Here is an 8,405-nt window from a genome sequence, read left to right as displayed (position 1 = left end):
CCGGAGGTGGTGGTAGGCGATCCCGGATGGTTCCCGTTTCCTCTTGCCGGGCTCCTGGTCAGCCCCCGGTGCGCCCGTCGCAGCGCGGAGACCCCCGTCGACGCGCAACCCGAAGGCCGGCGCCCCGATCCCCTCCAGCGCCCCTCGCCCCTGCCTCCCTGTCTTCCCTTTTTTTCTTGTCGGGGGCGGGCGAGGGGCTCTGGAGGGGATGTCTGCCCCCACACCACGCCAAAACCCCACGATGACCAGCAACGTTCGCCGGGCGGCCGGGAGACGAGGTCAGGAGATAGATCAGGGGATAGTTCAGGAGATCACGCGGATAGCGCACAAGATCCACCCCGGCCCGCCCACCCCAACACCCCCACCTCCGCCCCGAGCTCCAGCACTTCAGCCCGGCCTGCGGAGACCCCCGACCAGCGCTCGGGGGCGCCGACCGGGGCCGGGAACCGCGCCGCCGGGAGGGAGCCGGCAGCGGCACAAGGTCAGGAGCGAGAACGCTCACGCTGGCAGTGCGCGCACAGGTAGCCCGTGCGCAACACCAACTTCATCGCGTCCGGGTCCTGGTGGATGGGGCACAGCCACGACAGCTCGGCATTCTCCGGAAGATCGCGCTTCAGGAACCTGCGGGCCGTCGCGCGGGCGCTCCCGTCGCCTGAACCGGGGGTGCTACTGGTCATCTCCGCCGCCCCTGCGCAGCGTGCTTCTGACGCTCACCGGGCCGCCTCCCCGCCGGGCCACGCCTGGTGGTCAGGGTGGCGGGCGAGCTCCGCGTTCGCCTGCCGCACCCGCCGGTTCTCCCGGTCCTCGCGGGCCACCTCACGCTCAGCACGCCATGCCTCGCACAGATCGCACCCCGGTGCGCCGTCCGGCTCCAGGCCGTAGCTCGCATCCAGCACGCTCATGATCGGCGGGCCGTACCTCGGGTCCGGGGACGGCCCCACCGGCGGTGCCCACATCAGCGCCCACCCCCCACCGGAGTGTCCAGCACCCGGGCCCGCGCCAGTTCCTCGCGCGTGGGGCGGCGCAGGCATTCCGGCGCCGTCGCCCACTGCGTCCCGCCGCCGGGCGGGCGCAGGTAGACGCTCCCCTCGTACCGCTCCTCCACCACCCCGCCCCTGCCGCTCGCGGTGTCCACCACATACTCCGGACTGCTGTCCACGCCGTCTCGCCATCCCCTCTGGTGGCCATGACCCGCGACCGCCGTCAACCGGCCACGGTGCCTCTGCCAGCAGTCAACGCCCGTGTCGGGCACGGGCCTTGCACACTGTTTGCACAGTTGTGGTGCGGGTACGCAGACGGCTTGCGAGCATGGGTACAAGGCCGTCCCAACGCCGGAGAGACGATCATGGGTACTACAGAGACCGAGTTGGCCCCGGGCGCGCACGTGGCGGTGCTCCGCAAATCGCGCGGGTGGTCGCAAGCCAAACTCGCACGCCGGGCGGCGGTGTCGGTCAGTCTGCTGAGCAAAATCGAAGTGGGTGACCGTGCTCTGACCCCGGCGGTCGCGGCTGCGGTCGGCCAGGCGCTGGGGGTCTCCATGGACCAGGTCCTGGGCCGCGCTCCCATCACACCGACCGATGAGCAGCGGCTCAACGAGCTCCGCGCGGCGATGCGGGACTACGACCTGCCCGACCGCCAGGCCGTCGAAGAGGGCAGGCTCAGCGCCGCCATGTCCAGTGCACACGAGCTGCGCAACCGCTTCGACGTCACGCGCCTCCTGGCCGTGCTCCCCGGCCTGCTCAGGGACGCCACCACCCACGCGCACCGCGCGAACACGCCTGAGGCCTGGATGCTCTTGGCCGAGGCGTACAGCATTGCGTACTGGCTCGCAGCACGGCACCGGTGGATGGACATGGCTGAGCTCGCCGTGACCCGCCAGCGGTGGGCCGTCGAGCAGCAGCCCAACCCCCTGGGGGCCGCCGTCGCCGCCCGCGACCGCGCCGGAACCTACCTCAACTTCGGGGACATCGAGCGCGGCCTGACCGTCGTGGAGCGGGCGATTGCCGACGCTCAGCACACCCTCGACGGCACCGACCGCGACCTCGCCGTGTGCCTGCTGAACCTTCGGGGGATGACGCTGGCAGGCAGGCTCAGGGACAAGCGCGAGGCGGTCCGGGAAGCGGAGCGGCATATGCAATCCGCAGTGACCACGTCGCAGGGCATGACCCGCCCAATCGATATCCACGGCCTCACCGTGGGGCCGCAGAACACCTTCACCCACCAGCTCGCCACCTACGTCGACCTCGGCAACCCCCACGCCGCCCTCGACCTCACCGACAACTTGGACCAGGCTCTGACCGGGATGCCGGCCACCCGGGTCGCACCCACCTACGTCAACACCGCCCGCGCCCAACTCGATATCGGTGACCGCGAGGGCGCACTCACCAATCTGACCGCCGCGTGGACCATCGCACCCCAGATGGCCCGCATCCACCCCATGGGCCGCGAACTCTTCCGCGTCCTGTCCTCGCTCCATCAACGCAGCAACGCCCGACTCCTGAGCCTGTCCAAACTCTCCGGAATCCCCCTCTGACGTATGGGCCGGGAGCCCGCCCAGCCTGTACGGCGACCCCGTACAGTGGGAGGCAGGGCCGCGACCGAAGCACACCACGATGAGCGCGCTCCCCCACCACGAGACACCGCCCCGGGCCCACGTCTCTACCAATCGGGTCGAGCCGCACGAGGGGCCGCAGGCGCTTGCCGAGCTGCCGCGCCGCGCTCGCGGTCGCCGGCCCCTGCGAGGCCGGGCTGGTCACGTTCGACGTGGCGTACGACGCCGCGCGCTTCGCCAGCACGCGGGCCGCCGTGCTCTGCGGCGCCCGGCGCGTGCTCGCCCTGCGTACCCGGCCCGAGGTCCGCGCCGCCATCGCCGCGTCGCTCGCGGGCGGGGAGGCGGCGCCCGTCGCCGCCCTGTGGGCCCATCTGGAGCGCCGGGACGCCGCCGAGCAACCCACTGGACTGTCACCGTGCCGGAGTGGCCGTACGGGGAGTTCGCGCACCTCAGCCCAGCCCTGGCGACGTGTGGGGTCAGGGGCGGCGGTGGTGCGGCTGTCGAGCGGTCATGGGGGCGAGTTGGAGGTCGGACAGTGCGGATGCTGCGGTCGCGGCGTGCTCGCCGCCGGCGAGCAGGAGCGTGCGCGCCCACTGGTAGCGGCAGCCGGCCGTCTCGAACGCCGTCGCGGTGGCGAGCAAGTGCGGCAGGTCGCCGTCGAGCAGTGCCTGTGCCCGGTCCACCAGGGCGGTGGCGACCGGGTTCCCGGTGACCACGGCCCGGGCGGCGGTGATCCGGCTCGGGGCGTCCGGGTGCCCGGCGAGGACCGCTGCCTCCGCCCGCAGCGCCGTGTACCAGTGCAGCCAGACCCAGCAGACCCACTTCCACACCTGCTCCGGCTCGGGCGCGAGGCGCTCCAGGGCCGCGGGTGCGTCCCCGTGGTGGAGCAGGACCATGGCGTCGAAGACGGCGCCGTGGCCGTGGTGGTGGTCGTCCTTGCTGCCTGCCTGGTCAGTGATCGTGAGCCAGGTCGCCCGGGCCTCGTGGTCGCCTCGCAGGCCGTGGATCATGGCGACGGACGCGGCGGCCGGGCCGAGTGAGAACGAGCGTTGCCGGCCGGCCTGCTCCCACGCGTCGAGGAAGCGCACGCTGCTGGTGAGCACCGCGTCGGCACGGCCCGCGAAGGCGTCCGCGACCAGTAGCCAGGACGTGGCGTGGTCGCCCACCTCGGCCAGCTGCGGGTGGCCCGCGAGCCGACTGCCCCACCGGCGGGCGGCCGGCAGCTCGCCCGTGCCGATGGCGGTGGCGGCGGCCATGGCGAGGGCGTCGATCAGCTCGTGGGTGCGGGCGGGGGTGTCCGGTGCCGAGGCCAGGATGTCGATCCGGGCCCGGGCGGCGGCCGCGGCGGCGAAGCTCTCACCGGCCCAGCTGTGGGCGCCGGAGAGCGCGTCGAGGGCGGCGGAGCGGGCCACCGGGTCGCCTGCGCGCCGGGCGAGTTCGACGGCCCGTTCGGCGCAGGCGACGGTGTCCGGCGCGGTGTTGTCCGGGGCTCCCTGGACCGCGCCGAACGCGTCCGCGACCACCGCGGCCTCGGCCAGCGCGAGGGCCGCCTCGGCGGCCGGGTCGCCGTCACCGGCCTGCTCGCGTGCCGCCGCGAGCAGGCCGGTCACCTCGTCCACGGGCACAACCCGGCTGAAGGTGCTGGAGAAGCGGTAGGCGGCGGTGGCGGCGGCCGCCAGGTCGCGGGCGGCGGTGGCAGTGTCCCCGGCCCGGCGGGCGGCTTCGGCGGCGGCCCGGTGCAGGCGGTACATGTCGTCGCCGAGCCTGCGGCACCCGGCCACCCCGGCGGCCTGCCGCAACGCGGCGGCAGCCTCGGCACCGGCGGCGGCGAGCGAGGCCGCCTGCTCGTAGCGCTGTTGGGCCTCGCCCAGCAGGTTGCGGGTGAAGGCCAGCCCGGCCAGGAACAGGGCGAGACGGCACGCGTCCGCGCGCTGCTGCGGCCGCCCCGCGGCCCAGGCCAGGGCGGCCCGCAGGTCTTCTGCGACCGCGTCGAACCGGGCCCGCCAGTTGGGGGCATCGTCGTCGTGGAGGGCGGCCGCGCCGGCCAGGCACCAGGCCAGGTGCCGCGAGCGGACGTCGTCGAGCTCACCGGCGTCGGCGAGCCGCTCCGTACCGTACTGGCGCAGGGTCTCCAGCGCCTGGTAGCGGGTGCCCGTCTCGGACGGTGTCACGGCGAGCAGGCTCTGCTCGGCGAGCCTGCCGAGCCCGTCGGCGACCGCGGCCGCCTCCAGCGGGGCGGTGCCGGCCACCTCGGCGGCCGCCTCGGCGGTGAACGGGGCGACGAACACCGACACCCGCCGCAGCAGTGCCCGGTCCCGCGGCTCGAGCAGGTCGTGGCTCCAGTCGAGGACGGCCCGCACCGAGCGGTGCCTGCCGTCGGCGCGGGGGCCGCCGGCGAGGATCCGCAGCTGGTCACCGAGCCCGGCCGCCAGGCCGTCCAGGCCGAGCGTGGACCAGCGCGCCGCCGCCAGTTCGATAGCCAGCGCCATGCCGTCGAGCCGTTCGCACAACGCCGCGATCCGGTCGCGTTCCGCCGGGGCCGGGGCCCTGCCGACCGCCGCCGCCCGCTCCAGGAACAGGGCCACCGCCTCCGACTCGCCGCCGCCGACCCGCGACAGCGGCGGAACCGGGAAGACCCACTCGAACGGCACCATCAGCCGGGCCCGGCTGGTCGCCAGTACCCGTATCCCCGGGCACGCCACCAGCAGCCGCTCCAGGAACGGCGCCACCCCGTCGCGCACCTGCTCGCAGTTGTCCAGCACCAGCAGCAGCCGGCGGTCCGCCAGCGCGGCCACCAGCACGTCGTCGATACCGCGCCCGGGCTGCTCGCCCACACCCAGGGCCGCCGCGACCGTCGCACCCACCCGCCCGGGATCGGTGACCGGGACCAGGTCGACGAAGCACACCCCGTCGGCGAACTCGCCCGCCACCTCGGCCGCCACCGCCAGCGCGAGCCGCGTCTTGCCCACCCCGCCCAGACCGACAGCGGTCACCAGCCGGCGTTCCGTCACCGCCGCGGCCAGCTCGCTGCGTTCCCGCATCCGGCCGACGAACGCCGTCAACGGTGCCGGCAGCGCGGGTGCCGGGCGCGCCCGCCCGGCACCCGCCGGTTCGGGCGCGTGCCGCGACAGCGCCCGCCGGTCCGCCACCTCCAACTTCCGCAGCAGCGAGGAGACGTGCGACTCGACCGTCCGTACGGAGATGAACAGCCGCGCGGCTATCTCCGCGTTGCTCAGGTGCTCCCCGAGCAGAGCGAGCACGTCGGCTTCACGGGCCGAGATCACTGAAGTGGACACCGGGCCATTATCCGTAGTGCTTTGCGTAGTGCCTTTCCGTGGTCAGCACGGAGGCGCCCCCTACCCCGCCCGGGGGAAGCTGTGATCACAAGGAACGAGCCCGGCAGACACCGGGCCGACCGGTTCCACCGGTCCCGCCGGTTCCACGACGACAGGAGTGACCATGACCAGCTCTTCCACCCAGGGGATGAAGACCGTCCTGCATCCCGTGTCCGACCTCGCCCGCGCCAAGGCGGTGTACGCCGCGCTGCTCGGTGCCGCCCCGCAGACCGACGGGCCCCACTACGTCGGCTTCGAGGCCGCCGGCCAGCACATCGGCCTCCTCCCGGGCGGCGGACCGCAGGGCCTGACCACGTCGCTGGCCTACTGGCACGTGCCGGACATCGAGGCCACGCTCGCCGCGCTGACCGCCGCGGGCGCCACCGTCAAGGAGCCCGCGCACGACGTCGGCGGCGGCCGCCTGGTGGCCACCGCCATCGACCCCGACGGCAACCTCATCGGACTGCTGCAGGACCGATGAGCACCCCGCCCCGCTCCCGCGCACAGCGCCGCCACGACACCGAGCACCGGCTCGCCCACGACATCGACGTCTGGGTAGCCAGCGCCTCGCCGGACGGCGTCCCGCACCTGGTACCGCTGTCCTTCGACTGGGACGGCGAAACGCTCCTGGCAGCCACCAGGGCGGACAGCCCCACCGGGCGGAACCTGGCCGCCACCCGGACCGCCCGGCTCGCCCTCGGCCACACCCGCGACACCGCCATGATCGAGGGCCACGTCGAGGTCCTCGCCCTCGACGCACTACCGCCCTACCTGGGCGACCGGTTCGCCGCACGCACCGGCTTCGACCCGCGCTCCCTGACCACCCCCTACCGCTGGTTCCGCATCACTCCCCACCGCATCCAGGCCTGGCGGGAAGAGAACGAGCTGGCCGGCCGTGAACTGATGCGCGACGGCCGCTGGCTGGCCTGACACCTGACCCGATCCCGCGCCGCACGGACAAGGGCCCAAGCCCTCCAGGGCCGCTACCACGGCCCCAACCGGAGCCTGAACCGGGGCTGCCCGAACCACGCCCCTGACCGGGGCCCGCAAGGCCCCTTCTCAAGACCCACCCATCCAGATCCACACTTCCAGACCCTCACGAAGGAGATCCACCATGAGCAGCACCGCCAACCGCGCACACCAGGGATTCACGGCCGAGGAGCGTGCCGCGATGAAGGACCACGCACAGGAACTCAAGACAGCGGCCCGCCGCGCCTCGAAGGCGGACAAGGCCGCGCAGGAGGCACAGGACGTACTCGCGAAGATCGCGGAGATGCAGGACGCGGACCGGACCTTGGCCGAGCGCGTCCACGCGGTCATCACCGCCACCGCCCCGGTCCTCGCACCGAAGCTCTGGTACGGGATGCCCGCCTACGCACTGGACGGCAAGGTCGTCTGCTACTTCCAGAGCGCACAGAAGTTCAAGTCGCGCTACGCAACGCTCGGTTTCAGCGACCAGGCGCAGCTGGACGACGGCCCGATGTGGGCGGCCGTCTTCGCCCTCGCCGAGATGACGGCCGAGGTGGAGGCACGGATCGCCGCACTCGTGAAGCAGGCAGTGAGCTGAAACACGCCCGGTGGGCGGCCCTCATCACCTCCCGCTCCGCCCTGCAGGCGGCAGGAGACCCGAAGGGCGGCCCAGGCACACCCGCCGAGACGACAGCCGCGCCCCAACCACCCCAACCCGCTAAGCAGACCCGCCGTCTGCGGCATGCAGCGCGCGGGGTTGCAGGCAGGGTCCGGCCGCGGGTCTTCGAGCGGGTGCACTGGTCACGCACCGGGCAGGGCTGCACGTCTTCGCCTTGTCGAACTCGACGACGATGGCCCTGGTACCGCACAGGGTGGCAGGGCTCCACCCGGCGCCGGTGTCCCCGCGTGGACAGGTGGCCTGCCGCTCGTCCCAGTCGATGAAGAACGCGGTGCGGTCGAACCCGGCGCCCGCACGCGCCTCTTGTCGCAGGTCCGGGCGGCGTCCATGGCCAGGCCTCGGCTCTGCCAGTCGTTGCGGACCACGTACAGGATCTTGAGACCACGAGCAGCCCATGGCAGGCTCATGCCGCATGATCGATGAATTCGCGAAAGACAACCTGCACGGGAGACTGCGGCGGGACCGCAAGGCGCTGCTCTGGAAACTCGACGGCTTGTCCGAATACGACGCCCGCCGGCCTTTGACGGCGACCGGGACCAACCTCCTCGGTCTGGTCAAACACGTGGCCAGCGTGGAGGCCAGGTACTTCGGCGAGGTCTTCGGCCGCCCTTCCCCGGAACCGCTGCCCCGGTGGCAGGACTGAACCGTTCCGGGTTCGGTAGCAATGCCGCTTAGTTAGCGGTCTCCGGAGGGCTATCGTGGTGGCCATGGTGAGGGGCGATCCGAGACGTCAACCTGTGGCGGTCAATGGCCAGTTGACGGACTGAGTGGCCATCGGGGTACTCACGGAGCTGGTGCCCAGAAGGTTGGTTGATGAGGTCGTTGACCGGGCCGGGCGGCGGGAGCAGCGCGTCCGGCTGCTTCCGGCCCG

The 8,405-nt window shown here is 73.0% G+C and carries 9 protein-coding genes and 1 pseudogene; 6 read left to right on the top strand and 4 right to left on the bottom strand.

The features are described from left to right. Positions 1–482 precede the first annotated feature (482 nt). From IE252_RS42590 to IE252_RS42580, 3 genes are read right to left on the bottom strand one after another with little or no spacing between them, the layout of a single operon-like run. Positions 483–677 (bottom strand): hypothetical protein, encoded by a 195-nt coding sequence (locus tag IE252_RS42590; protein ID WP_190094894.1) that lies wholly within the window; start codon positions 675–677, stop codon positions 483–485. 33 nt (positions 678–710) lie between these two features. Next, positions 711–902, bottom strand: a complete 192-nt coding sequence (locus IE252_RS42585; RefSeq protein ID WP_190094893.1) for a hypothetical protein — start codon at positions 900–902, stop codon at positions 711–713. Positions 903–955: 53 nt separating this feature from the next. Continuing rightward, positions 956–1,159 (bottom strand): hypothetical protein, encoded by a 204-nt coding sequence (locus IE252_RS42580; RefSeq protein WP_190094892.1) that lies wholly within the window; start codon positions 1,157–1,159, stop codon positions 956–958. Positions 1,160–1,345: 186 nt separating this feature from the next. Here IE252_RS42580 and IE252_RS42575 point away from each other — a divergent pair, with 186 nt between their 5' ends. After that, positions 1,346–2,533: a helix-turn-helix domain-containing protein gene (locus IE252_RS42575; protein WP_190094891.1), complete on the top strand. Its 1,188-nt coding sequence runs from the start codon at positions 1,346–1,348 to the stop codon at positions 2,531–2,533. A gap of 494 nt (positions 2,534–3,027) precedes the next feature. Here IE252_RS42575 and IE252_RS42570 read toward each other — a convergent pair whose 3' ends face one another. Beyond that, a complete protein-coding gene (locus tag IE252_RS42570; RefSeq protein ID WP_190094890.1) occupies positions 3,028–5,847 on the bottom strand; it encodes an ATP-binding protein in 2,820 nt (939 codons plus the stop codon). 163 nt (positions 5,848–6,010) lie between these two features. On the opposite strand from IE252_RS42570, the gene IE252_RS42565 reads away from it, so the two are divergent. The 5 genes and pseudogenes from IE252_RS42565 to IE252_RS42545 all read left to right on the top strand — a co-directional run. Then, positions 6,011–6,367 (top strand): VOC family protein, encoded by a 357-nt coding sequence (locus tag IE252_RS42565; RefSeq protein ID WP_190094889.1) that lies wholly within the window; start codon positions 6,011–6,013, stop codon positions 6,365–6,367. Then, on the top strand, positions 6,364–6,816 hold the full coding sequence (locus IE252_RS42560) for a pyridoxamine 5'-phosphate oxidase family protein (protein ID WP_190094888.1): 453 nt from the start codon (positions 6,364–6,366) through the stop codon (positions 6,814–6,816). Before IE252_RS42565 ends, IE252_RS42560 begins: the two co-directional genes overlap by 4 nt. Positions 6,817–7,000: 184 nt before the next feature. Continuing rightward, the gene (locus tag IE252_RS42555; protein ID WP_190094887.1) at positions 7,001–7,453 is read left to right on the top strand and encodes an iron chaperone; all 453 of its coding nucleotides are present in this window, start codon (positions 7,001–7,003) and stop codon (positions 7,451–7,453) included. Positions 7,454–7,946: 493 nt separating this feature from the next. Then, positions 7,947–8,174, top strand: a pseudogene (locus IE252_RS42550) (mycothiol transferase); the annotation flags it as partial. Positions 8,175–8,301: 127 nt separating this feature from the next. Beyond that, a partial coding sequence (locus tag IE252_RS42545) for a transposase domain-containing protein (RefSeq protein WP_190094886.1) occupies positions 8,302–8,405 on the top strand: 104 nt, incomplete at its 3' end.

This window comes from Streptomyces melanogenes (assembly GCF_014649795.1).
Lineage (GTDB): Bacteria > Actinomycetota > Actinomycetes > Streptomycetales > Streptomycetaceae > Streptomyces > Streptomyces noboritoensis.
This window is presented reverse-complemented; position numbering and strand designations above follow the sequence as displayed.